This is a genomic window from Archaeoglobus sp. UBA230 (assembly GCA_002507545.1).
Classification (GTDB): Archaea; Halobacteriota; Archaeoglobi; order Archaeoglobales; family Archaeoglobaceae; genus Archaeoglobus.
In genome coordinates, this window is the sequence record DAVR01000042.1 from 24,417 (window position 1) to 48,381 (window position 23,965).

Here is a 23,965-nt window from a genome sequence, read left to right on the forward strand (position 1 = left end):
TCAGTAGGCGAAAAATACGGGTGGAAGGCACACGTAAGCAATCTTCCCACAACCCATTTCCTTTAAAATTTTTATCGCCTCATCCATGTCCTCAGCTGACTCAAATCCGAGTGGTTTTAAGGCTGTGGACTTGCTGCCAGCAACTACAACCTTCTCAAGTCTTTCCATGCCCAGAGCACCCCAGTAGTAGGCAATCACGGCATGGGCAGGGTGATACGCAAATCCATTTCCGTAGGCATTCATGAGCTTTGAATTTTCAACAAGCTGTCTCTCGGCACTCTCAATTTCATCAAAGTCCGTCTTTCCCTTGGAAATGTATTTACAGTAAAATTCCCGGTAAGCGGGATGCTGCTTTTCATCAAAAACCTCATAAACAGGATTCTGAACGACAAAAAATGCCCTCTTCCTTAGCATCTTCTCGAACATGTTGCACAGATAGCCTCTTACCATTGTGTGGAATAGAATTGGATTAAGCTCCGAATTTACGCTGTAAGGAGACATGTTTGGCAGTCCGAATATAAGCGCATCGTACTTCTTCTCGATTTTCAATCCTCTGTGCTCGTAAACCCTCTGAAGCACTTCAGAATGCACTTCATCAACCTCGCCTGCCGCAACGTAGGCGATTTCGTAACCTGCTCTGTATCTTCTCCTCACTCTGGACTTTATGGATGAGGGCATCATATTGGAGAGGGACATCAAAAGCTTCTGGTCAAGCCTATCCTCCCCCCTAACATTTTTCCATGCTTTGCTGACAAATCCCCTGTAAAAGCTGTTGTTCACCACAGCATCAATGTGAAGGACGGGAATTTGCTCCGCGACATGCCTGCCGATCTCCTCTATAATTCTGTGCATATCGGAATGCGGATTCATGTATGGGGATTTTGTAAGAATGTCGGGGAGATGATGCTGCCTGATGCAAGCATAACTCCCCAACCCAACAGCAATTGACTTCCATCCTCCGTTCATCGGGAGGAATGGCACGCTCAGATAGATTATCACATCCGATTCGGCAGCATACCTGTTTATCTCAACAATGTATCCGCTTTCAGTTTCTCCAAGCGACACAACATCCCTGCAGTCATGGTTCACAACTCTGTAAGCTGAAACCACTTCTCCGAGCATTTGCCTGAGTTCCGCATTACTGCATTTCCTGTGCATTCCCGTGGCGCATACAAGCGTTACCTGCTCTTTACCAATACCCATACTTTTCAACTTTCTCAAAATCTCTTTAACCATGAGCCTTCTTGGATCAGTTTGAGGGAGGGGCAGAGGAACACTTACGTCATCAAATGCTATGACCACCTTGGAGTTCTTGCTCATTTTTAGCTCTGCATCGTCTATCGCCTTTTTTACAATCTCACGGGCTGGTTTAGAAGTGGAGATTGGCTCAGGAGGGTAGATTATGTCAACTTCATCCGGAAAATCGTAAATTTCAACGTTATCTCCGTTGAAGATTACCTCCCTCATACCATCCCCTTTAGCATCTCACAAGGTTTGAAGGTCTCCGCCCCTGTCTCCCCGTATTTCTTCTCCAGCGCATCAAGGATGGTCGCGTAGCCGAGCATTTCTGCAACATCCAGTATCCCTACAGGTGAGCCAAGTGCGAGACTGTAGGCTCTGTTTACGGTATCTCTATCCGCTAAACCCTCTTCAATTTCTCTAAGAGCCTCATTTACCGTTGCAGCTGCCATTGGAAGGATGTCTGCAGGTTCAGCTTCGGGAACTGTTGCCCTGCCGTTTATCCATCTGTAAAACCCTTCCCCACTCTTTTTGCCCAGTTTGCCCCACTCAACCATCCTTTCAAGCAGCCATCTGAAACCCTTTGAAAGCTCAAATCTATCACCGTGAGCCTCTATAAGACTATCCTGAACCATCAGAAGAACGTCTATTCCGATGTGGTCAAGCAATTCAAAAAAGCCTACAGGTGAGCCAAGGCTTTTTATCGCTGCATCAATTTGCGGTGGCGAGAATTTTCCCAAATCCCAACCTATAGCTGCGACGGCAGCACAGAGAAACCTGTTGAATACGTGTCCTCTGCTATCTTTTCTCAGCACGACGGGCTCTTTCCCTATGCTTTTTACAATCTCCAGCACCTCCTGCATGTATTCCTCAGCCAGTGTCTCTCCTCCAACCTCCACAATCTCCCTCAGTATGGGAGGATTGGAAAAGTGGAATAAAGTGAACCTATCTGGTCTTTTCAACTTTACAGCAAGCTCGGAGGGTTTAAATGAGGAAGTGTTGGTCGCGATTATGCAGTCCTCAGACACGAGATGCTCAAGCTTTTCGAGAAGCTCGATTTTCACCGGGAGCTTTTCAACAATTGCTTCAACGACAAAGGAGCAGTTCCCTAAGTCTTTTATATCCAAGGTATATTTTATTTTCGAAACCAGATCATCCCTCTTCTTTAAGCCAGCCTCCATGAGTTCTCTTAAAATCTCTCCCTCATGTCTTTCCTTAGCCTTCTTCAGGGCTTCCTCACTTACGTCAACAAGAACTACATCATAGTCAGCATTGGCAAACAGGGCAGCTATTGCAGCACCCATCGTTCCTGCCCCTATAACTCCTACCCTGAGCATGGTCTTAATTGAACATGATTTACTAAATACTTTTGGGAAATACGAATGGCATAAATATTCCCGAGCAGATTCAGCCTGTGAACATCATAATTGGGAGTGGCGATAGGGTAGGTAAGATAGCCTCAAAACTTCCAGAAAGCCTGATTATTGACCGAAATCCCAAAAGTGCAGCCGATCTTGAGCTTAAGGGATTTAACGTGCTCAATGCCGATGCTTCGAATGTTGAAGTTCTCTCGAAATTCGACAGTGGTTCAAAACTAATACTTGCGGATGAGGATGAGTTTAACCTGAAAGTCGCAAAGATTGCAAAAACTCTCGGTTTCGACGTTTTTGCTGTTGTTAGTGACGAGGAAAAGTGCAGTCTTTACGAAATTGAAGGTATAAGCAAGGTTTGCAGTTCTGTCGAATCTTTAATTTCGTCAGTATTTGGAAAAACGAGGTATCTTGAGGTTCCAGTTAGTGACGAAATGGAGGGTCTGACCCTAAGGGAATACGATGCTGGAGAGGACTGTATGGTTGTTTCTATTTTCCGTGAGGGTAAGATTTTGCATCCATTTCCCGAAATGAAGCTCAAAAGCGGAGATCTACTTGGTGTGGTTTGTGGAGAGCACGTCAGAATTACCAAGAATCCCTTTGATAACATTTTACTGCTGAAAGGAGAAATGGGGGAGGGTGAAGTAAAAGAGGCAGAAATGCTTGCAGAGAAGTTTTCTGCCAATCTCATTCTGTTTGAAAAGGTTGGAAATGCCTTTGCTTGTGTTTTAGATGGTTACTCCGAAAGTTTTAATCTCGATGAGGCTGTTGAGATGCTTAAAAGGAGCGATGAGCTTGACCTGATAGTGACGACATTAAAGGAGAAAAACGAAAAGATTCTGAAAGACTTGGTGTCGAAATTTCCAACTTTAATCCTGACAGGCAAAGGCAACTACAGAAGAACACTTGCCCTCGTGAACACTTCTAACCCCGATAGTGTAATAAACATAGCCAAAGCCTTTTCAAGGTACTTCGGTGGGGTTAAGGTTCTTTTCTTGGAGGAGGAACAGCTCAAGCACTTCTCGAAATTCACCGAAACTGAGATGGAGGTAGAGGTTTCGAAGGGGAATCCAATGGTTGATGCCGTTAAGGAGTTCAAGAGCGGCTATGATCTGGTAATACTCTCTCTGAGCAACAACATCGGGAACATTGACAGAGACATACTCTGGAAGATTATCCTCGACAAGAATTCGTCGGTTCTGGTGGTCGAGTGATTGAAGTTGCAGGAGAGTTTGCCACAATTGCCTTAATCTCCGCTATAGCCTTTGTCTCACCCATAATTGCTGAAAGAGTGAAGATTCCTGCGGTTGTTCTTGAAATAGTTCTCGGCATGGTTTTTGGAGTTAGCTTTCTCAACATTATTCAGGAGTCCGAGTGGCTGTCGTTCCTGTCCCTTTTTGGTCTCATCTTCCTTATGTTTCTCGCTGGGCTGGAAATTGAGGTTGAGAACGTCCTGAGAAGTGGAAACTTAAAGCAGATAGTTGCCTTCTTTTCCCTTTCCCTTTCACTGGCAGTAGTTTTTGCAGTTTTGATGGGATTCGACCTTTTTTACGCAATAATTCTCACAAACGTTGCTGTTGGTGTTGTTGTTTCCGTTCTGAGAGAGGTAGGGCTGGAGAAAGAGAACTTTGGACAAATAAACATAGTTACAGCCCTCGTTTCAGACTTTTCGACCATGTTCCTGCTTTCAATATACTTCCTCACTGGCCTTTTGCAGATTGCCTTCGCCCTCATGATTATTCTGGTCTTCTATGTCGCCTATCGCTTTGGCAAACTCGCAATCTGGTACTTTCCCGACTTCATTTCAAGGTGGTTCTCGGATGAACCTTCAGAAATTGGTGTGAGGGGGAGTCTGGCAATAATGATCCTCTTTGTGGGCTTAAGCTCCCTGCTCGGTGTTGAGGCAATTCTCGGAGCATTCCTTGCAGGAGTTCTCCTTTCCATAACCTTCAGGGGTGGAAGAAAGCTCTATGATAAGCTTTACGGCATGGGTTTTGGCTTCTTCATCCCCATATTTTTCATAAAAACTGGAAGCGAACTCAACATCTTTCAGGGGATTGAAAGACTCGATCTCGTTATCATACTGCTTTTAGCCTCAATGCTGGTGAAGATCGTCCCATCTCTGATATTCTCCCCAGTATTTGGAGTTAGAAAAGCTATTTCAATGGGCGCTTTGCAGTCTACAAAGCTCAGCTTAACAGTCGCGGGAGTGGCGATTGCAATGACTGCAGGAATTATAACGGAGATTGAAGCCACAGCCCTCGTAACCTTTACGATAGTGTCCTGTCTGCTTTCTCCAACCCTTTTCCAGTACCTTTATCCAAGTTTTCTGCCAAATACAAGATAACCGGTATGCCAGATTTTGGTCGAAGCTCTCGTTCCAACACGCTTTATGTCCAAGTCTACCTTTAAAAGCTCGAAAGCTTCAATTTCCTTAAAATCACGCCTTTCCATTTCCCTGTAAACATCCCTCGCAGCCTCGATGTATGGGTTGTAAACCACCACATATCCGCCGGGCTTCAGAATCTCCTTAGCCTTGGGTATAAAGGCAACATCATCCTTCATATCAAGCACAATCAGGTCAAAATCAACCTTAAATCCATCCGCAACAAAAAGGGCATCTCCGATTATCTGATGGATGTTCTTCAGACCTGCAGTTTCAAAGTTTTTTCTCGCAATCTCAGCAAAATCCTTTCTCTTCTCAACCGTGACTACCTCCCCATACTTGTTGAAGTAGGCAAGGTAGGCTGCAAGAACTCCACTGCCAGTTCCAGCATCAAAAATGATTGAGTCCGGAGATAAGCCGGTGTAGGCTATTATAGCCCCTATGTCCTTGGGCATTATCGGTGTAGCCCCTCTTTTGAAGTGTCTGAAAAAGTCAGAAGGTTTGAAGGGCAAAATTCTGTATTTGACACCGAGATGTGTTCTTACCTCATCCCCATAGTCCTTCTCTTTAAGCTCCTCCAGCTTAATTACTCCGTGATGGGTATGCAAAACACCTTCAAATCTCTCAACGAGAAAGCTATGCTTACCCCTTGAGAGAACTACTGGTGGTTCCATTTTTATTCCTGAAGCTTCATAAGGGCTTCTGCCAAATCCCCATTTGCCTCTTCAAGTGCTCTTCTCGCAGTTTCCTCGTCAACATTTGCTTGTTCCATGATCAGCTTCACGTCCTCCTCGCTGATCTGAGGTGCCCTTTTGATAACCTCATACTCGCCAATGACCTGAAAGGTCTCAACACCTCTCGCAGAAATCTTGGAAACATTCGGATTCCGAAAAACCAGCTCTTCATCGCTTGTTCTGATTATCACTTCTTCTGCATCAAGTTCTTCCATCTCTATGCCCATCTGTTTCATCATCTTTTTCATTTGCTTGGGATTCATTGGGAGCATAGTATGAGTTTGAGAGAATGTTAAAATATTTTGGGTCAACCTTCCCCTTTCCCTTTCTCCTTCTCCTTCACCCTCTTCCTCACAAATCCTCCCGCAATTATTAGCGCGATTAAAGCAAGGAAGAGTGCTACGTAGATCAGGTAGGGTTGTGACTGCTTTACTTCAAGAGATATCACGATGGAATTGGATATATGACTGTATCCCCTTTCGTCGTAGTACTTGACCTTTACAGAGGCTGGATAGCTTCCCTCTCCCGCATCCTTGTCAACTTCAACCCTGAACTTTGCTATTGCAGTATCTCCGGGTTTCATAGTTCCAATAAAGTATTTACCGGGCTGTGACTGACCCACAAAACTGGCTATAGAGGTCGTTCCTGCAATAGACAGGGGTGGTGAAACTTCGAGCATTATTACGGTGTTGTAAATCTCAGCGTTCCCCGAATTTTTGATTTCAAGCACCACCTCACCCGTAGAGTCGGGATAAAGGTCACTCTTTATCGAGAGAATCTGGAATGACGCAAGCTTCGGTGCGATGTAGATCGGGAATTCGGCAACACTGACGAGGTCTTTTGCATACCGGGTATCAAAGGATTCTACAAGATACAGCAAATGTTTTCCAGCAAGCGAATCATCACTGACCGCAACTCTAAAATTGGCCCTTTCGCCAACATTATCAATGTAGGATGTAGAACTAACAGGAGTTATGGTCGGATCGGGTGATATCAGGTAAAGTTTCACATTGTTGACATCCAATTCGCTGCTCAGGCTAAGTTCGAGATCGCCAACAAGCCCGACACCTAAATTTGAGGTTTCAATCTCTTTAACAGAGATTGCAGGATCCGCGCTTACTTCCACATTAACGTATATTTTTGGGCTGACAACCTCGCCACCATACTCATCCTCGTATTTTATAATCACATACCCCAGATAGCTTCCCGCAGGAGCGTTCGAGGTTACGTAAAAGGTAATATTGCTGCTCTCTCCACCCTCCAAGTCACCGATATAGGGTGTGCTTGTTGACGTCAGCAGCGGAGTATCAAAAATCAGAGAGGCGTAGGCATCTCTGATTGTCTCACCCGTGTTCGTGATCCGGATAGTTACATAGCCACGTGAGGGTATGGTTATAATACTGCTCGCACTCTGCTGCGAAACTGATTGTTGTGTAGAGGGAAGTGCTGGTATGTTTAAAGATGGCACTTGTATCTTCTGCTCAACTCTTACAGTCTTAACCGAACTCAGAAACTCGCTGATTTTTTCAACCTTGAAGTAACCCTTACCCTCTATCTCAAGACCGAGTGGCTTTGAATTCCTGGCAGGCAATCCTGAGGACGTCCTGAATATCATGACGAGTTCTGCGGGATATGACTGAAGAAAGACACCATCAGGAACAAAGACCTTGAAGGACGCTGATGCTGTATCCCCTTCTTCCATATCTCCCACATACACACTCATAGCTTTTGGATTGGGTTTTAAGGGGGGCGTTGTGTTGAGAACCAAGACAGCGTCGTAAATCTTCTTTTGTCCCGTGTTCTTTATCTCAACCGTAACAACCCCCTCTCTACCGGCAACGAGGTTTGAGGTTACGGACTGAATGCTGAAGTCGTAATCCTTCTTCTCGATTTCGATTTTAACAGACACACTGTCCTTCTGATCTGTAACATACTTCAGCGTCACATTTCCTCCAGAATCAATCTCAGCCCTCATCTTCGTGTAGTAAATATCAAATTTTAGGCTGTGAGTGCCCTCCGTTGCTCTCTCATCAACATCCACAACAATCGTGATCGGGATTGCTCTCCCGCAAGGCAGATCTCCGACAAGAATCTCTTCGCTTTCAACCTCAATCACCGAGGCATAGGGTTCCAGCCTCACATCTTTGGCAGTTGTCAGCATGGGCAAAATTTCAGATGTGTTCTCATTTACTGGCAAATACTCTATGCTTCCACCCGTAACCTCGCATGATAAAAGGAGGGTCACCGATGTCTTATCTCCCGGATGCAGGATGTTTGTTCCTGCCAAACTCGCGTGAAAGTCAAAATTTGACTCAAAGCTTACAGCAGATACCTTCGCTGCTAAAAGTAACAGCACAACGACAACGAGTAAACCTGACCGCATGGTAATTTGGCTTTAAAAAAGTATATAATTTTGTTGTTACCAGCAGAGTTACAATGGATGATGTGGTTGAAGCTCTAAAAAAGCTGGGTTTCAGGGAGTACGAGGCGAGGATTTATGCAACTCTCGCGGTAAAGGGAGAAGCTACGGCGAGTGAGATTCACAAAATCAGCGGTGTTCCAAGGACAAAGGTTTACGAGGTGCTGAAGTCGCTGGAATCCAAAGGCTTTGTGGAGACAATAAAAAGCTCTCCAGCGTCTTTCAGGGTGATTGATCCCGAAAAAGTGCTTGAAGATTACAAGCAGGATTTTGTCAGCGCTGTAAACACAGTTGTTGAGGCCTTCAAAGATATGAAGTACGAGCGGCATATGCAGCATCCCGTTTGGTGTGTGAGAGGTTCTGCCGGTGTGAGAAACAGGGCAAAGGCTATAGTTCAGGAAAGCAATGAGCTTATTGTTATCACAGCAAGGAGAGACCTGGTTGACAGGATTATGGCTATCAAACGAGATAAGACGAAAGTTGTAATTGTTACAGACGATTCCAGCAGATTCAGAGATTTGGACGCTGAGGTCATGGAAATTCGAAGGGATTTTGCTTCGATATTCGAGGAAACCGTGATTGATGAAGTTAAATACAAATTCGAAATCTTGCTCATTTCTGATGGATACGAGTCATTCGGAGTTTACAGAACCGGCGATGACATCGTTGGAGTGAGTATAAAACTACCTTTGATAATACTGTTCCAGAAGATGATTTTTCTTGGCTTGCTGGCGAAGAGATGAAACATTTTAAAGCCTCTGATAACTTTTTCCATGAACGAAATTCTCAGCCTCAGAAGAGAATTCAAGATTGACGATTACATCGAGAAGGTCAAGCCTGTGGTAGACGCAGTAAGAAAGGAGGGAGATAAGGCGGTAATAAAGTTCACGAAGGAGTTTGATGGCGTTGAACTTAGAGAAATTAAAGTTGGCGAAGACGAGATTGACGCAGCATACGATGAGGTCAGTGACGATTTGATTGATGCCTTGGAAGTTGCAAAGGAGAATATTGAGAGATTTCATTACGTCACGGCAATTGAGAGGGAGATGAGAATTCAGTTCGAGGACTGTTTGATGGGCAAGATTTACACGCCAATTGAGAAAGTTGGAGCTTACGTACCCGGTGGAAGGGCAAGCTATCCTTCAACGGCGCTCATGATTGGCATTCCTGCAAAGATTGCGGGAGTCGAAAAGCTGATAGCTTGCACACCTCCAGACAGTGACGGAAAGATTGGCCCGCTTACCCTTGTTGCTCTCGATATGGCAGGATTTGACGCCGTTTACAAAGCTGGGGGGGCACAGGCAATAGCAGCCATGGCTTACGGAACTGAAAGCATACCGAAAGTATACAAGATAGTAGGGCCGGGGAACATATTTGTCACCGCTGCAAAGCTGCTGGTTGCGAAGGATGTGGCAATTGATATGCCCGCAGGCCCTTCAGAGATTATGGTTATTGCCGATAATACTGCAAATGCCGAGTTTATAGCCTATGACTGCTTGGCTCAGCTTGAACACGATCCTATGGCTGTAGCTGTGGTGTTAACAACCTCAAAAGACCTTGCTGAGAGAGTTAGAGAACTGGTGGAAAAGCACGGCAGCTTTGAGAATTTCAGAATAGCAGTTGTTGAAAGCATTGAGAAGGCAATCGAAATATCCAATGAGTTTGCCCCTGAACACCTGACCATTGCTGTTGAGAATGTCGAAGAGTTACTGAGCAAAATCAGAAATGCTGGAAGTGTCTTTCTCGGAAATTACTCCCCCGTTGCCGCTGGAGATTATGCATCCGGAACGAATCATGTCCTACCCACTGCAGGCTTTGCGAGGATGTTTGGAGGGTTGAGTGTCGAGAGTTTCATGAAGCACTTCACTTTCCAGATGCTGAGCGAGGAGACGATGAACAGAATTGGAGATGCAATAATTAAGATTGCTGAAGCTGAAGGGCTGAGATTTCACGCTGAGAGTGTGAGGAGGAGGCTTGGGAGATAGTTTTTGGCACTTTTTAATTTGGATTGGCTGCAAACTGATTTGCGGTCGTCAGATTGCACATTGTCTTGATGCTTACACTTATAGAACAGTTAAAGTTATATAATAGCTGGATAGTATGTAACTATGCGATTAAGGGTTAATCTGACACCCCCTGAGGGTGTGGCCAAGGTTGACCTCAACTATTCCTACTACCTCTCTTCTCTCATATACCGGGCCATAAAATCCGCAGACAAAACCCTTTCACTGGAACTCCACAGGCCTTATGGTCCAAAACTCTTCACCTTCAGCAAACTTTTTGCCGAAAACTTCAAAATTGATGGAGGACGGATGTGGATTGAGGGCTCAGCCCACTTCTTCTTCTCCTCGCCAAAAAACGAGATGTGTGGGAAGTTCGTTGAGGGACTTCTAACGAACCCTGAGGTAAATATCGGAGATGCACAGTTTCTCGTCACCGGTATTGAGGTACTGAGGGAGAAGAAGATAGGAAAAAAGGAGAAGTTCGTCACCCTGAGTCCCATAACGGTCTCAACCGTCGAGCGTCAGGGTTATTCCAGAAAAAGCGTTGACCTCTATCCATCAGATGCGAGATTTTACGAAGTCATCAGGAAAAACCTCGTGAAGAAATACGTAGCTCTTCACGGCATCGAGCCAGAGGATGTTGAATTGAGTATAAAGCCAATTGCCGTGAAACCGAAGAGGTTGAGGATAAAGAATACGTTTCACCGCTGTTCAGAGATGGTTTTCGTCGCAGAGGGAAGCAGGGAGCTTCTTGAGGTAGGCTACAAGACAGGTTTTGGGGCGAAGAACAGCATGGGGTTTGGGATGGTGAAGGTGGTATGAAAATGAACTTGCTTAATACCCTCAGCTCATTGATGAGGGGATAATAAATGATCGAATATTGGCTCCAAAATGGTGACGCATATCTACTTGAGAACAATCTTGAACCAGAAGATATACCTTCAGAATTTCAAATAAGAGATCCTCCAAAACAAATACGGGATATCTTAGAACCATTACTTCAAAACAATGGTAAAGCTACAATATTCTTTAACTCTTATTTTGGGCAATTTAGGGGAGGTAAAGCTAGATTCAAAGAGAGTAAAACCAAGACTTGCTCTACTTGCGGAAATAAAGGTGCAGACAAAATAAAAGGATGGATATTTCCATTCATAATTGACAAGAACAAGTTTCCAAATCTTTACCCACATGGAAAGATAGAATCCTTAAATCTCTGTAGAAATTGCGCTGTTAGAAGTTTTGCAGCTTATCACAATGTCTATTTCACAGCCCAAAGAGACTACATAAGCTTTGTGATATTTTACTCTGACACACCAAAAGACCTTAACGAATTTTTAAAAACATATGCTCCAAAAAGAGTTTCAAGAGAATATTACTACAATTGGAGAGCTCCAGATAGAGTTTTCTTTCCATACGAGTATTTGGCAACGATACTTAATGAAATTTCCGAAAATATTAAAATTGAAACTGAAATATTTGAAAAAAGAACTGGAGCCTTAGTTTTTGGCGTATCTGTGAGAGGTAACAAGAAAATATTTGAGTTTGCAGAAATACTTAGTGATTTATCAGAATTCATAAATATTTTCCAAATATTCAAAAGCAAGCACACAAAAAATCCATTTTATCAGTTATTTAGAAATCTTCGAAAAGGAAAAGATGGGGAAGTTAAACCCGATTTATTTATCTGGAGGAACTTATTTTTCAAGAAACTTTTCAAATATCGTGATATAGACTGGAATATTGTAGAGAACATATTGTTCTATAACATAAGGGAGAGGAACCAAACTCCACCTTTTTTACCTTCTTTTTTGTTATCTGTAATGGAGGTGTTCGGAATGGGTGATAAAGAATTGTATGAGAAAGTTTCAACCTTGGGGTACAGATTAGGAATGGAAACTTTAAGAAAGGAGTTGGGGAAAAATATAGAGGAAGCTAATAGAGATGAAATCGATAGAGCGAGGAAAAAGCTAGTTCAGCGGATATATGAGTTGAAAAGAAAGAGAACGTTAGAAGAGTTCCTAGATTCTCTGAATACTCTCCAGCTAAGCGCAGAAAGTGAAATAGACGATAGACCATTTAGAGAGAATGAAAAAATTTTCTACAAACTGAAAGTTTTCTTTTTGATTGGTATAAGCAACGCGGCGTTTAGCAAAAGGAAAGAAAAAGGAGGTGATAAGAATGAGGGCTAATTTTGTGGAAATAGCTTTTTTAAGTAAGCTAGAGAAAACAAACATAAATGCAAGTGGAACTGAAGGGAACGTAACAATTCTAAAGAAAACAGAAGAAATTGATGGAACTCAGAGAATTTACATTTCTGGAGCATCGCTTAAATATGCAATTAAAACATATTTAGCAGAGAATGGATGGATACTCTCCGAAGTAAAACCAAAAACACGCACAGCACAAATAACAACCGAATGTAATCCAAAGGAGCGAATAGACGATGATTTATTTGGTTATTTGGATACAGAAGCAGATAAAAAGAGAGTTGCACCTATTAAAACAAATGGTATGATTTCGCTATTCCCATATAAGGGTGACCTAAACAGAGGAGTTAGATTTGACCCAGAAGGGAAGGAACACAGTCTTTATGATATAGAAATTGCAACAAACGTCTTTAGAAGCAATTGGGCAGTTGAATTAGACAGGATAGGGAAGGGCGATGATTGGGAAATTCCAGTAGAGGAGAAAGAGAAAAGAATTAAAGCGTTCCTAAAAGCTTTATTTAATCTTTGGAGCAGAGTCAAGCAAACAAACTTTCTAACAAAAATATCCCCTGAGGTTATTGTGTTCGCTTTTAGAGACGATAAAACACTTACTATTGCAGATAAACTAAGAATTGACGAAAATTACAATCTTGACATTGAAGCTCTTAAAGAGGCTTTGGATTACCATAAAGATTCACTAAAAGAGGTTTATATTGGTGGTATGAAGTCTTCTATTAAAAACTGGAATTATGTTGCAAAAGAGCTTGATGGCTACCTAAATGGTAAAGTAAGAGTAACGGATTTACCATCGTTAAAGAGTCTAATATTAGGCGATGATTTCAAGTTCTATGGGTGAAAAATATGCATGGATTATACTTCGAAGTAACATCAGATTTTGGACACTTTAGAAATCCGTTTACATTATCTTTTTTTGAAACTTTTTTAGCACCACCCAGAACAACGATCCTTGGGCTTGTTGGAGCTGCACTGGGGCTTGATGAAAGTGAAACTATAAAGTTAGGAGATAAATTGAAGGTAGGAGTGAAGATTCTCGAAATTAAAGGATTTGCAAGAGAGATCGTCACTACATTTAATTACAAAGTAAAACCACCTGAGCGCACACCAATAATGAGAGAAATACTTGTAAATCCAACCTACAGAGTCTATTTAGGGTCTGAAGATAAAGATTTATTAAAATCGATCATTGAAGCATTAAAAAAACCAAAATACTCATTATATATGGGCATAAGCGAGTTTTTAGCGAGAGTTACTAAAATAAGTAAATTACAGAAATTTGATGGAGTTATGGAAAAACGTTTCGGCTGTATAGTCCCGATAAATGGAGAATACAAAGTCAGGGTAGAACTAGATGTTGGCAAAAGCTATTTTCCTCCTAAGATATGCAAAACTGTTTATTCATATGAAATTACAAAGAAGGGGAGAAATCCTAAAAAATTTATAAATTTGCTAATGTTTTTAGGGTATGATGTTGAATTAGAAAAACCAATTAAAGCATACAAGACAGAGGAGAACGAAGTTATATGTCTACTATGAATCTACTTGCAAAACCCAATAAAAGCTTAAAAAGTCATTTGGAGGAGACACTGAAAATTGCAGAAAAGATATGGATAGGTGACGGAAAATTAAAAAAATATGCTTTAATTGCTTCAGCTTTTCATGATATCGGTAAAGCTGATAAGAGATTCCAGGAATATATCAGAAACGGGAGAAGAGCCCCTCCTCATCCATTGTTGGGGTTACCTATCTTGAATAATGTTTTAAGTAATTTGGGTATAGAGGAACCATATAAAAGTTTAGTAATCTTAGCTGTTGCTTCGCACCACACTCCTTTGCATGAGAAACTTTATTTTGATTACCCCTTAGATTTGAAGATCGAGATCAAAGCAGTTAATGAATTAAAAGCAATAATAAGTGGATTGTTATCCACTATGGGGTACGATGTTGAAATTGACTTAAATAACTTGGATTTACCGAGAAAAATTTTGGAACTTGCAAGAAAACAGATTGTTGGAAAATATGCTTCACAAATCAGAGAAGATTTTGTTGAAATTCAAGGTTGTTTAATGTACGCTGATTACCTAGCGAGTGCTGAAAAAGAAGTTGAAGACTTTCGTTTTCCGAGCAAATTTGTTGAGGAGGAATATTATTACCAAATAAAAGCGATGAAATTGATGGGAAATGTGTTCATCACGCTTCCTACTGGCACTGGTAAAACTGAAACCGCTCTTTATTGGGCTAAAAACAATTTTAAAGGATGTTTATTCTATGTTCTACCAACGGCTACTACAATAAATGCAATGTATAAAAGACTCAGAAAATTCTTTAAAGAGTCTGTTGCATTGTATCATTCATATGCAGATATGTTTTTATTTCATGAAGATGAGAACCTAGAGAATCTTTTATATTATAAATATTTCCTTTATCCAATCAATGTTACAACTCCCGACCAATTAATGTTAGCTTTAATGAACTACAAAAAATACACCTTGAAGAACTTTAGAATTCTTAACTCCACAATAATAATTGACGAAGTGCATTCTTATGATCCTGAAACGTTCTTCCTTTTAAAATATTTGTTGAAGTATCTCTCAAGAAACTCAAATATTTGTGTTATGAGCGCTACTTTTCCAGAAAAGTTCAAAGAGGAGCTATCCTTTCTGAATGCAAAAGAATTAATGTCAAAAAATGAAATAGAGGAGATATATTCCTCCAAAAGAAGGACAAAACCGGTGTTTATTCGTGATTATTTGCTCAATTATATTGAAGACGTATTAAAAGACTATAAGAATGGTAAAAGTGTCCTTGTTGTTTTGAATACTGTAAAAAGAGCACAGGAATTTTATAAAAATATTTTAGATAAAATCCCAGAAGAAGCAGACGTGGAATTATTTCATAGCAGATACATTGCCAAGCACAAGATGGACAAAGAAAATAAAATTACACAAAATAGTGTAAAGATTCTTGTGACAACACAGGTAGTTGAGGTATCGCTGGATATCGATTATGATCTGTTATACACTGAGGCAGCATATCTTGATTCTTTAATTCAAAGAGCAGGTAGAGTAAATAGGAGAGGACTAAAAGTTTTTGGTGAGCACAATGTCAAGATCTTCGAGCCAGAAAATTATTATCCGTACAACAAAAAGCTTTTGGAAACAGCATTAAATATTCTTGAAAATTCGGATATGATAAACTCAGAGTTCGAGTACTTGAGGTTGACAAATTTATTTTATGATGAAATATGGGCTGAAATAAAAAAGAATGAGGAGAACAGATATAAAAAAATATGGAAAGAGTTAAGCTATATTTATTCTGCAGATCTAACAGATGAGCAAATCCAGAAGTTATTGAAAACAAGAAGTGGAATTATAAATATACCCGCTATACCATACACATATAAAGATTATATGGAAGAAATCAATGCGAGAATTGACGAGATTAATGCTAAATTAAAAAGAACTCATAACAATAATCTTGAGTACAATAGACTGAAACTAATTGAGGAGAAGAGAATGTATATCGTTAATGTTCCAATTTTTTATAAAGATTATATTACGTTGGATAACAAAGATTATTATGTGATGTTAGAATACGACAGGAAACTTGGACTAACAGATGAGTTTGATAACATGATTTGAAATACAAAATTGGAAACTCCTGGATGAAAAAGCGAAAGCAATTGACGAAAACTAACCAAACTTCAAAAGCATCTCACAGCTTTTGATAAACTCATAATAATTGAGAAAATATGCCTACCATCTGTTGATGTTTCTGTTGACGGTAAGTTATACAGACCAACTAAAACTCCTCCAAACCCCTCACAAACACCCCATACTCGTCCCTTAAACTATCAATAAGCTTCCTGTCAGCAGTGACCATGACAGAATCCTTCAGAATGGCCAAAGAGACATACGCAGCATCGTAAACAGTAACGTTATTTTCAAAAGCTACCTCCAAGGTTTTTCTTGCATATTCTCCCCTCAGGGGATACAATTCCATCGAATAAGCTTCCAAAGCCTCTGAAATATCCTTTAGCTCGGAAATTGAGAAGAGTTTTTTGTAGTAAAGAGCATTTAAAACTTCAAAAACTATCAGCTCTGGAGCGATAAGTTTTATTTTTCCATTAATGTATGCATCTCTTATCTTCAGGGCCTCATCTGATTTCTCTTCCTCCACAAACCACTTGACAACAACGCTCGCATCAACTACGATTTTCTCCATATCTATCCTCTCTGAATTGCCTTATTATTTCTTCAGCCTTGGCCTCCCCTTTGCTCTTCTTCCTTAATCTCTCATTTATAAGTATTGCCTTGGCCAAATTTCTGTTTTTTTCCTCTTCTATCTTTTTTCTTATGGCTTCTCTTATGAATTCGCTCCAGTTTATCCTTATCTCATTCATCAGTTTCTTTGTCTCATCATCTATCCTCACGGTAATTACAGCCATATTCGTATTATTGTCATTACAGTAAATATTGTTTTCTCTACTTATAACCTGAAAATCTCCCATCACCCCTCAATACAGGGAGCTTATGCAGATTTTTTGTGAGCCACCCTACTTTCTCTGTCTCTCTCGCATCGAATTCCGGGACGTAGGGTTTGATATCCAGCAGAGGAGTTCCATCCACAATGTCCACATCTCGATGTGCAGCACATTTTCCTCAACTCTGACGAGGCGCACAACCGGGCTGGTGCTCTGGTTGCAAATACTCCACGGAACTGGTCATCCAGAAACGGCTTTACCTTTAAGCTGTAGCCCTTGGCCAAATGGAAGTGATATATCAGAATGATATGGGAGAAACCCTCGATATCTTTTAAACCCTCAACGTATTCGGGGAATACTTCAACTGTCCCGTCAATACCAATCGCAGCAGCAGGCTGTATCGGCGTTCCCTTGGGTTCCTTAAATGGAGAATGAATGATCCCGATCGGTCTGTAATTTATAACGTCCATCATGGACTCACCTCTTTTAATTCAAATAATCTCATCCACACTGCTTTTCTCTATCCCCAAAACCTCCCTCTTTGCCGCATCCCTCGACCTTAACCTGTATATCACAATCATGTCCTCATCCTCGTTTATGATTTCCCGCAGCCCCATTTTGACTTCCTCAAGGTCGGCTTGTGTCAGCTCACCCTCAAACAGCGAGTTTTGAATCCAGTTTAGGTGCTTCCTCAGAAACTTCTTCACTTTGTTCACCCTCTCCACGTTGACATCGTAGGCAATTATCACATACATACTACCACCACATCATGAAAGGCCTGTACTTTTCCACCCCCAGAATGTGTTTAACGAGCTTGTAACATTCCAGTCTTATCAGCCGCTGGTAGGAAACGTTCCTGCCCAATGTTCTGTGTTTTACAGTCCTCTCAAGCCTCTCGTTGAAAGCCTTTAGAAATTTCTTCCTGCCCTTCTCACTCAAAAGAACTCCTTTAAAGTCCTCATCAAAGTCCCCTTCACCAACCATTTTTTTGTTCACGAGGGAAATAACAAGTCTGTCCACGAGCAAGGGTTTGAAAATCTCTGCAAGGTCAAGCGAGAGGCTGAATCTCCTCTCAGACGGTTCATGGAGATAGCTAATTGCCGGATGCAGCTGAGTGTGGTAGATTTCAGTAAGAACTGCAGAATACAGGAGAGAATTGCCGAAGCTGATCATGGCATTAACTTCATTCTCCGGCGGTTGCCTGCTCCTTTTCTCGAACTTCATTCCAGTCAGCATGTTATCAAACTTTGAATAATACTCCGTCCTTGCTGCTGCTTCAGCTCCCATCACCTCCTCCACACTCTCTGACTCTTCAAGGCCTTGAAGAGCTGAAATTACGCCTGAATCATCTTCTCCACTCCTCCTTAGCACACGGGCCATGTTCATGATGCTGCCCTCAACGAACGCCTTTGCAAGGTACAGCCTCTTCACCCTGTCAAGGTAATGCTCCGCCTGCCTGACCACCACATCTCCGGAGATTAAGCTCTCTCTGGGATAAAACGAGCCGGTGTAGTAACCATATCTGTTGAAGAAATGCACACAGATGCCCTCCTTGGCCAGATAGTTGAGAGCCTGCGAGGTTATGGTCAGCGAACCGAGAGCGTATATGGCGTATATTGAGTTTATCGGAATCGGCCTCTTTCCTTCGGCATTCTCAAAGTATATCGTATTCTCCTTCCTTTTCAGCTTGCCGTCGGAGACTATATAGAAGTTCCTTTTCCTCATTTTGTCACCCGGCAAAGCAGAACTCGAAATAAGCGCACTTCCTGCAGTGCTTTTTCCTGACGGGCTTTGGCATCTCTCCCCTCTTCAACCCATCAATTTCTCTCAAGATTTTTTCCAAATCTCTTGACTTCTCCTCGTCCAACTCAACATTCACAACTTCCTTGCTCTTTGGATATGTGATTCTGCCCTTGGCGGATATTCCAAGCTTTGACAGGTAAAACAGATAGTATGCCATCTGAAAAAAGTCAGCTTTTTCCATCGATTTTGCTTTCTTTACCTCCTGAATCTCCAGCTCATTTCCCTTCCTGATAACATCTATTGCTATTGGCCCAATCTGGACATCTTTTCTATCCCTCTGGTAGAATTCTTTATGGACGAGCTTTCCAAGTTTTACAAGGTCGCTCTCCTTCTCTAAACTCACGTTATGACTGAAAAGCCAAAGTTTGGTCTTGCACACGAAATAATAGTTAACCTCCACGCCCCTGATGTACATTTCATCAATCATAAATTAACTACTTTTTGTACAATAAATAACTTACTTCACACTGATTTCTGTATTGAGCTTTAGCCTGAAGAGAAGTCGCAAAAATTGGAATAAACTGTTTAAAAAGGGGTTGGGCTGAAAAACGGCTGTTTGATACGGTCGCAAAACGATTTATTTTGGAATTTTATTGCATATACTTTTAATTTTTATTTCCTTTATTTTAAAAACAGAGTAACTGAATTTTTATTATAAGATTCCTCCACGCCGATTTGCCTTAAATTTCCTTAAAAAGTGATATGGTTCGTCCAATTTGAAATAAATCTCCAGAATAAAAGTTGCACATCTTTATAAATGACCTGCAACTTTAGGGATTTACGACAGTATATAAATCAAAGAAAGGACAAGAAAGCTTTAAATTAGAAATAGAGGAAATATTACTGGATGTTGAAATCAGACCAAAGTGGGATTGAAAGCGTAAGCGTCTAAATCGGTTACTGTCCACGTTCCACCACGTTGAAATCAGACCAAAGTGGGATTGAAAGTTTTGGAACAGAGATATTAAAGAATGAAATACTGCGCAGTTGAAATCAGACCAAAGTGGGATTGAAAGGAATCGTCTGGTAAGCATTTTATGCTTACAGAATCTGCGTTGAAATCAGACCAAAGTGGGATTGAAAGTTTTTGTTTTGACTGGTTTGGGGGCCTGCTCAAGGAGTGTTGAAATCAGACCAAAGTGGGATTGAAAGCCACCTCGCCGCGCTCCATGAGTTCTCCGAGCTTCAGGTTGAAATCATACCAAAGTGGGATTGAAAGACAGTAAAACTTGATGTCAACGCTTACGAAATCCTGGTTGAAATCAGACCAAAGTGGGATTGAAAGGTGGATGTATCGCAGCTACAAGAAGCAGCACAAAGAGTGTTGAAATCAGACCAAAGTGGGATTGAAAGTTAAATTTATATTCTTAAAAAGAAATTTTTAATTGGGGTTGAAATCAGACCCAAGTGGGATTGAAAGGAATCTGCAACTTCTGAAGTTAGCGTATATGGTGGTAAGTTGAAATCAGACCAAAGTGGGATTGAAAGACTTATGGAAGTGACAATAATGAAAAGTAAAAGTACAAGTTGAAATCAGACCAAAGTGGGATTGAAAGACTACAGCCCCTATAGAATCCGAATCTTTTGAATTCGTTGAAATCAGACCAAAGTGGGATTGAAAGTTATACAGATGACACTCAATTAATGTTTTGGACATTAGATGTTGAAATCAGACCAAAGTGGGATTGAAAGGAATACTTGCGAGGTCACAAAGCCCACCGAGTAATCGTTGAAATCAGACCAAAGTGGGATTGAAAGATTTACATGTCTATTTATTAATGCAAATAATTTATAAAGTTGAAATCAGACCAAAGTGGGATTGAAAGGAGGAGGAGGCGGGATGCAGACATCGGGATATGAGGGTTGAAATCAGACCAAAGTGGGATTGAAAGACATCCCCGACGATGTCGTGAGTCAGGTAGTGGAGCGTTGAAATCAGACCAAAGTGGGATTGAAAGGTGGTTTATGCGTTTTCTCAACTTCTTATTGCCAGAAGTTGAAATCAGACCAAAGTGGGATTGAAAGGTTGAGGTGAGGGTCGATGAAGTTGTTAAACATATTAGTTGAAATCAGACCAAAGTGGGATTGAAAGAAGAATCCTCCAATCCAGTTAACAAACGACGAAAACGAGTTGAAATCAGACCAAAGTGGGATTGAAAGAAGGGTGTTAAAACAAAATATAGATTTGGAATTGTGGCGTTGAAATCAGACCAAAGTGGGATTGAAAGATTAGAATTTTGCTGACATGCTCGACTACGGAGTTAGGTTGAAATCAGACCAAAGTGGGATTGAAAGAACCTATCCACTGCATTGTTGGGTCTGTTGGCATCGTTCGTTGAAATCAGACCAAAGTGGGATTGAAAGATAGTTGATGATTCAACAATATTTAAGGTTAGGGATTTAGTTGAAATCAGACCAAAGTGGGATTGAAAGTGAGGATGTTTCATAAGACTAATCTACCAATACCGAAATGTTGAAATCAGACCAAAGTGGGATTGAAAGACTTTATTGCTTCAATTGCTGCAAAGGTTGCATCTCTTAGTTGAAATCAGACCAAAGTGGGATTGAAAGCTGACATTTCTGAGAACTTCCTCTTTATCAATTCTGGTGGTTGAAATCAGACCAAAGTGGGATTGAAAGTGGACATTAGATGATCTTGATATGGCATGGCGTGAGGCTGTTGAAATCAGACCAAAGTGGGATTGAAAGATACTCAACATCAACAACTGAATTGACTCGATAAGTCGTTGAAATCAGACCAAAGTGGGATTGAAAGTTGCGGCAATAAGAGGTGCAAGGGGCGGCGTTAAGATAGTTGAAATCAGACCAAAGTGGGATTGAAAGATTGAAGCCTATTGGCTTAAGATTACCAAGAGGGTCTTGTTGAAATCAGACCAAAGTGGGATTGAAAGGTCTTGTGTCAAGAATCCACATCTGAGGCATCTTCTCCGTTGAAATCAGACCAAAGTGGGATTGAAAGACATCCAAGTTGGTTTACTGCAACATCCGCTGACTATGGTTGAAATCAGACCAAAGTGGGATTGAAAGGAAGTTTTTCCTGTCCACCCCGAACAGCACTTCAGCAGCCTTCAAAACAAGTTGAAATCAGACCAAAGTGGGATTGAAAGGACTCTCTGAAAGTTGGTGAGGTGACGCAGAGTGTTAGTTGAAATCAGACCAAAGTGGGATTGAAAGTCCACAAACTCACTATCTTCTCTCTCTCATCATACTGAGTTGAAATCAGACCAAAGTGGGATTGAAAGCGAGTTCGGTCATTAGTATGGAGTAGAGAGCAGCTAGAAGTTGAAATCAGACCAAAGTGGGATTGAAAGTCAGCTGCAGCTGAAACTGTGGATACAGTAAAATCAAAGTTGAAATCAGACCAAAGTGGGATTGAAAGAATTTTATATCTTCAACCGGATAATTGCTAAATGAAGTTGAAATCAGACCAAAGTGGGATTGAAAGAAACGTTGGAGTTACTTAAAAAAAGTCGTTAAAGATACGTTGAAATCAGACCAAAGTGGGATTGAAAGAGCTCTTCACAAATCAGGGAAGGATTAGGATACCAGCGTTGAAATCAGACCAAAGTGGGATTGAAAGTTGTTTGCTCCTCTGAACCACCTCCACTCCAAGAAGTATGTTGAAATCAGACCAAAGTGGGATTGAAAGATGCTTACAATATTGATGACAGTCGCTACATTACAGTGTTGAAATCAGACCAAAGTGGGATTGAAAGTGAATATCATTTTAGAAATGCAGTTCAAGCAGAGCCAGGTTGAAATCAGACCAAAGTGGGATTGAAAGCATGGTTTCACCAGCCCAAGGACACTGCAACCAGCAAGACCGAGTTGAAATTAGACCAAAGTGGGATTGAAAGGGAGTTCCTCAGAGAGCAGTCGGAGTTCTTGGACAAGGGTTGAAATCAGACCAAAGTGGGATTGAAAGAACAGTTTAAAAACATCTCTCAGTCCTTCTTTTCTTTTTTCGTTGAAATCAGACCAAAGTGGGATTGAAAGTGATGTAATTTTTCAGCCCCCTGCTGATCCGCTCCGGCAGTTGAAATCAGACCAAAGTGGGATTGAAAGACATTTACATTGACGAAACTGATTTTACGGCGGAGCGTTGAAATCAGACCAAAGTGGGATTGAAAGCAAGATACGCAACAAAGAGTACGCCCTCGTGATCTTCGTTGAAATCAGACCAAAGTGGGATTGAAAGCTTTACGTCCGACCAGTGGGTCTTTCCACTTGCGATTGGTTGAAATCAGACCAAAGTGGGATTGAAAGGTGTACACTGTTACGGTGCCGTACCTCTTCCTGCGGCCACCGTTGGTTGAAATCAGACCAAAGTGGGATTGAAAGGTCTTGGTCTTGAAACATGCTATCGTTAGGAGCGTGGTTGAAATCAGACCAAAGTGGGATTGAAAGCTTCACGACACCCATGATATTCCTTATACTCTCTCCATGTTGAAATCAGACCAAAGTGGGATTGAAAGCGCAAGAGCTACAGGAGGTGAAACATGCTCTGCCTTCTGGTTGAAATCAGACCAAAGTGGGATTGAAAGAGATGACTCTGCCTGCACCGTCAACGACGATTCCGTCTGTTGAAATCAGACCAAAGTGGGATTGAAAGTGACCTTTTTGGAGTGCTTGGATACCACCGTCAGCAGGTTGAAATCAGACCAAAGTGGGATTGAAAGTCAGTCGTGTCCTGCCTATTTCGCCAGTGCTGTGGACGTTGAAATCAGACCAAAGTGGGATTGAAAGTCCTTTCCCCAATCTTCATCGTACTGCTCTTTGTATTCCTCAGGTTGAAATCAGACCAAAGTGGGATTGAAAGCTCCTCTGTAAGGGCGTTCTTGTCCACTTCCAAATACAGTTGAAATCAGACCAAAGTGGGATTGAAAGCTCTGCATCGGCGAGCGTTGCGCTTGGTTCGTGCCAGTTGAAATCAGACCAAAGTGGGATTGAAAGAGATACCGAAGGGCAAGACAGTTCCCGATGAAGAAAGTTGAAATCAGACCAAAGTGGGATTGAAAGTCCTCTCTCCCCATCCTCCTCAACAAATCTCTTTTCCCGTTGAAATCAGACCAAAGTGGGATTGAAAGGTCAATTTCACTAACTCCAGTCGTTGGTGGACTCCAACCGCGTTGAAATCAGACCAAAGTGGGATTGAAAGCAGTTTTGAGGGATCTGTCGATGTACCAGCCCAGGTCGTTGAAATCAGACCAAAGTGGGATTGAAAGTTTTGCCGTTTATGACTGCGATGAGTTTGACGATTGATGTTGAAATCAGACCAAAGT

At 41.5% G+C, this 23,965-nt stretch carries 19 protein-coding genes, 1 pseudogene and 1 CRISPR repeat array; of the genes and pseudogenes, 9 read left to right on the forward strand and 11 right to left on the reverse strand.

The window, feature by feature from the left end; translation table 11 throughout:
- Both BP688_RS11970 and BP688_RS11975 read right to left on the reverse strand, forming a co-directional pair.
- Nucleotides 1-1,467 carry a lactate racemase domain-containing protein gene (locus BP688_RS11970; protein WP_290623904.1) on the reverse strand — a complete coding sequence of 489 codons (1,467 nt, stop codon included), beginning with the start codon at nucleotides 1,465-1,467 and terminating at the stop codon, nucleotides 1-3.
- Nucleotides 1,464-2,576 (reverse strand): 3-hydroxyacyl-CoA dehydrogenase, encoded by a 1,113-nt coding sequence (locus tag BP688_RS11975; protein ID WP_290596132.1) that lies wholly within the window; start codon nucleotides 2,574-2,576, stop codon nucleotides 1,464-1,466. The genes BP688_RS11970 and BP688_RS11975 overlap by 4 nt, the downstream gene beginning before the upstream one ends.
- A 77-nt stretch (nucleotides 2,577-2,653) precedes the next feature.
- Between BP688_RS11975 and BP688_RS11980 the strand changes: the two genes are divergently transcribed.
- A complete protein-coding gene (locus tag BP688_RS11980; RefSeq protein WP_290596133.1) occupies nucleotides 2,654-3,823 on the forward strand; it encodes a potassium channel family protein in 1,170 nt (389 codons plus the stop codon).
- Nucleotides 3,820-4,956 (forward strand): cation:proton antiporter domain-containing protein, encoded by a 1,137-nt coding sequence (locus BP688_RS11985; RefSeq protein ID WP_290596134.1) that lies wholly within the window; start codon nucleotides 3,820-3,822, stop codon nucleotides 4,954-4,956. Before BP688_RS11980 ends, BP688_RS11985 begins: the two co-directional genes overlap by 4 nt.
- Here BP688_RS11985 and BP688_RS11990 read toward each other — a convergent pair.
- The 3 genes from BP688_RS11990 to BP688_RS12000 are packed head-to-tail and all read right to left on the reverse strand — an operon-like array spanning nucleotide 4,926 to nucleotide 8,112.
- On the reverse strand, nucleotides 4,926-5,669 hold the full coding sequence (locus BP688_RS11990; protein ID WP_290596135.1) for a tRNA (adenine-N1)-methyltransferase: 744 nt from the start codon (nucleotides 5,667-5,669) through the stop codon (nucleotides 4,926-4,928). The genes BP688_RS11985 and BP688_RS11990 overlap by 31 nt on opposite strands.
- Nucleotides 5,670-5,671: 2 nt before the next feature.
- Entirely contained in the window at nucleotides 5,672-6,001 is a 330-nt protein-coding gene (locus BP688_RS11995; protein WP_349677314.1) for a nascent polypeptide-associated complex protein, read from the reverse strand.
- A 35-nt stretch (nucleotides 6,002-6,036) separates the two neighbouring features.
- Entirely contained in the window at nucleotides 6,037-8,112 is a 2,076-nt protein-coding gene (locus BP688_RS12000; protein WP_290596137.1) for a COG1361 S-layer family protein, read from the reverse strand.
- Between the two features lie 53 nt (nucleotides 8,113-8,165).
- Here BP688_RS12000 and BP688_RS12005 point away from each other — a divergent pair, with 53 nt between their 5' ends.
- The 7 genes from BP688_RS12005 to cas3 all read left to right on the forward strand — a co-directional run bounded on the left by BP688_RS12005 (nucleotide 8,166) and on the right by cas3 (nucleotide 16,017).
- Entirely contained in the window at nucleotides 8,166-8,891 is a 726-nt protein-coding gene (locus BP688_RS12005) for a TrmB family transcriptional regulator (RefSeq protein ID WP_290596138.1), read from the forward strand.
- Between the two features lie 30 nt (nucleotides 8,892-8,921).
- Nucleotides 8,922-10,133 carry a histidinol dehydrogenase gene (gene hisD / locus BP688_RS12010; protein ID WP_290596139.1) on the forward strand — a complete coding sequence of 404 codons (1,212 nt, stop codon included), beginning with the start codon at nucleotides 8,922-8,924 and terminating at the stop codon, nucleotides 10,131-10,133.
- Between the two features lie 123 nt (nucleotides 10,134-10,256).
- Nucleotides 10,257-10,973, forward strand: coding sequence for a CRISPR-associated endoribonuclease Cas6 (gene cas6, locus BP688_RS12015; RefSeq protein WP_290596140.1), 717 nt, complete (start codon nucleotides 10,257-10,259; stop codon nucleotides 10,971-10,973).
- Between the two features lie 47 nt (nucleotides 10,974-11,020).
- Entirely contained in the window at nucleotides 11,021-12,340 is a 1,320-nt protein-coding gene (locus BP688_RS12020; protein ID WP_290596141.1) for a hypothetical protein, read from the forward strand.
- Nucleotides 12,330-13,214: a type I-B CRISPR-associated protein Cas7/Cst2/DevR gene (cas7i, locus tag BP688_RS12025; RefSeq protein ID WP_290596142.1), complete on the forward strand. Its 885-nt coding sequence runs from the start codon at nucleotides 12,330-12,332 to the stop codon at nucleotides 13,212-13,214. The genes BP688_RS12020 and cas7i overlap by 11 nt, the downstream gene beginning before the upstream one ends.
- Before the next feature lie 5 nt (nucleotides 13,215-13,219).
- Nucleotides 13,220-13,912 (forward strand): CRISPR-associated protein Cas5, encoded by a 693-nt coding sequence (gene cas5, locus BP688_RS12030; protein ID WP_290596143.1) that lies wholly within the window; start codon nucleotides 13,220-13,222, stop codon nucleotides 13,910-13,912.
- Entirely contained in the window at nucleotides 13,909-16,017 is a 2,109-nt protein-coding gene (gene cas3, locus BP688_RS12035) for a CRISPR-associated helicase Cas3' (protein WP_290596144.1), read from the forward strand. The genes cas5 and cas3 overlap by 4 nt, the downstream gene beginning before the upstream one ends.
- 160 nt (nucleotides 16,018-16,177) lie before the next feature.
- Here the strand turns inward: cas3 and BP688_RS12040 are convergent, their stop codons facing one another.
- From BP688_RS12040 to cas4, 6 genes and pseudogenes are all read right to left on the reverse strand, one after another.
- Complete coding sequence (locus tag BP688_RS12040) at nucleotides 16,178-16,600, reverse strand: type II toxin-antitoxin system VapC family toxin (RefSeq protein ID WP_290596145.1); 423 nt, start codon at nucleotides 16,598-16,600, stop codon at nucleotides 16,178-16,180.
- Entirely contained in the window at nucleotides 16,581-16,886 is a 306-nt protein-coding gene (locus tag BP688_RS12045; RefSeq protein ID WP_290596146.1) for a hypothetical protein, read from the reverse strand. Before BP688_RS12045 ends, BP688_RS12040 begins: the two co-directional genes overlap by 20 nt.
- Nucleotides 16,861-17,329: pseudogene (gene tsaA / locus BP688_RS13540) on the reverse strand (tRNA (N6-threonylcarbamoyladenosine(37)-N6)-methyltransferase TrmO). Before tsaA ends, BP688_RS12045 begins: the two are co-directional and overlap by 26 nt.
- A gap of 21 nt (nucleotides 17,330-17,350) precedes the next feature.
- Nucleotides 17,351-17,614, reverse strand: coding sequence for a CRISPR-associated endonuclease Cas2 (gene cas2 / locus BP688_RS12060; RefSeq protein ID WP_290596148.1), 264 nt, complete (start codon nucleotides 17,612-17,614; stop codon nucleotides 17,351-17,353).
- 1 nt (nucleotide 17,615) lies between these two features.
- Nucleotides 17,616-18,584, reverse strand: a complete 969-nt coding sequence (gene cas1b / locus BP688_RS12065) for a type I-B CRISPR-associated endonuclease Cas1b (protein ID WP_290596149.1) — start codon at nucleotides 18,582-18,584, stop codon at nucleotides 17,616-17,618.
- Nucleotides 18,585-18,588: 4 nt separating this feature from the next.
- The gene (gene cas4 / locus BP688_RS12070) at nucleotides 18,589-19,089 is read right to left on the reverse strand and encodes a CRISPR-associated protein Cas4 (RefSeq protein WP_290623902.1); all 501 of its coding nucleotides are present in this window, start codon (nucleotides 19,087-19,089) and stop codon (nucleotides 18,589-18,591) included.
- 422 nt (nucleotides 19,090-19,511) lie between these two features.
- Nucleotides 19,512-23,908: direct repeats of the CRISPR family, unit length 30 nt; unit sequence GTTGAAATCAGACCAAAGTGGGATTGAAAG.
- Nucleotides 23,909-23,965 lie beyond the last annotated feature (57 nt).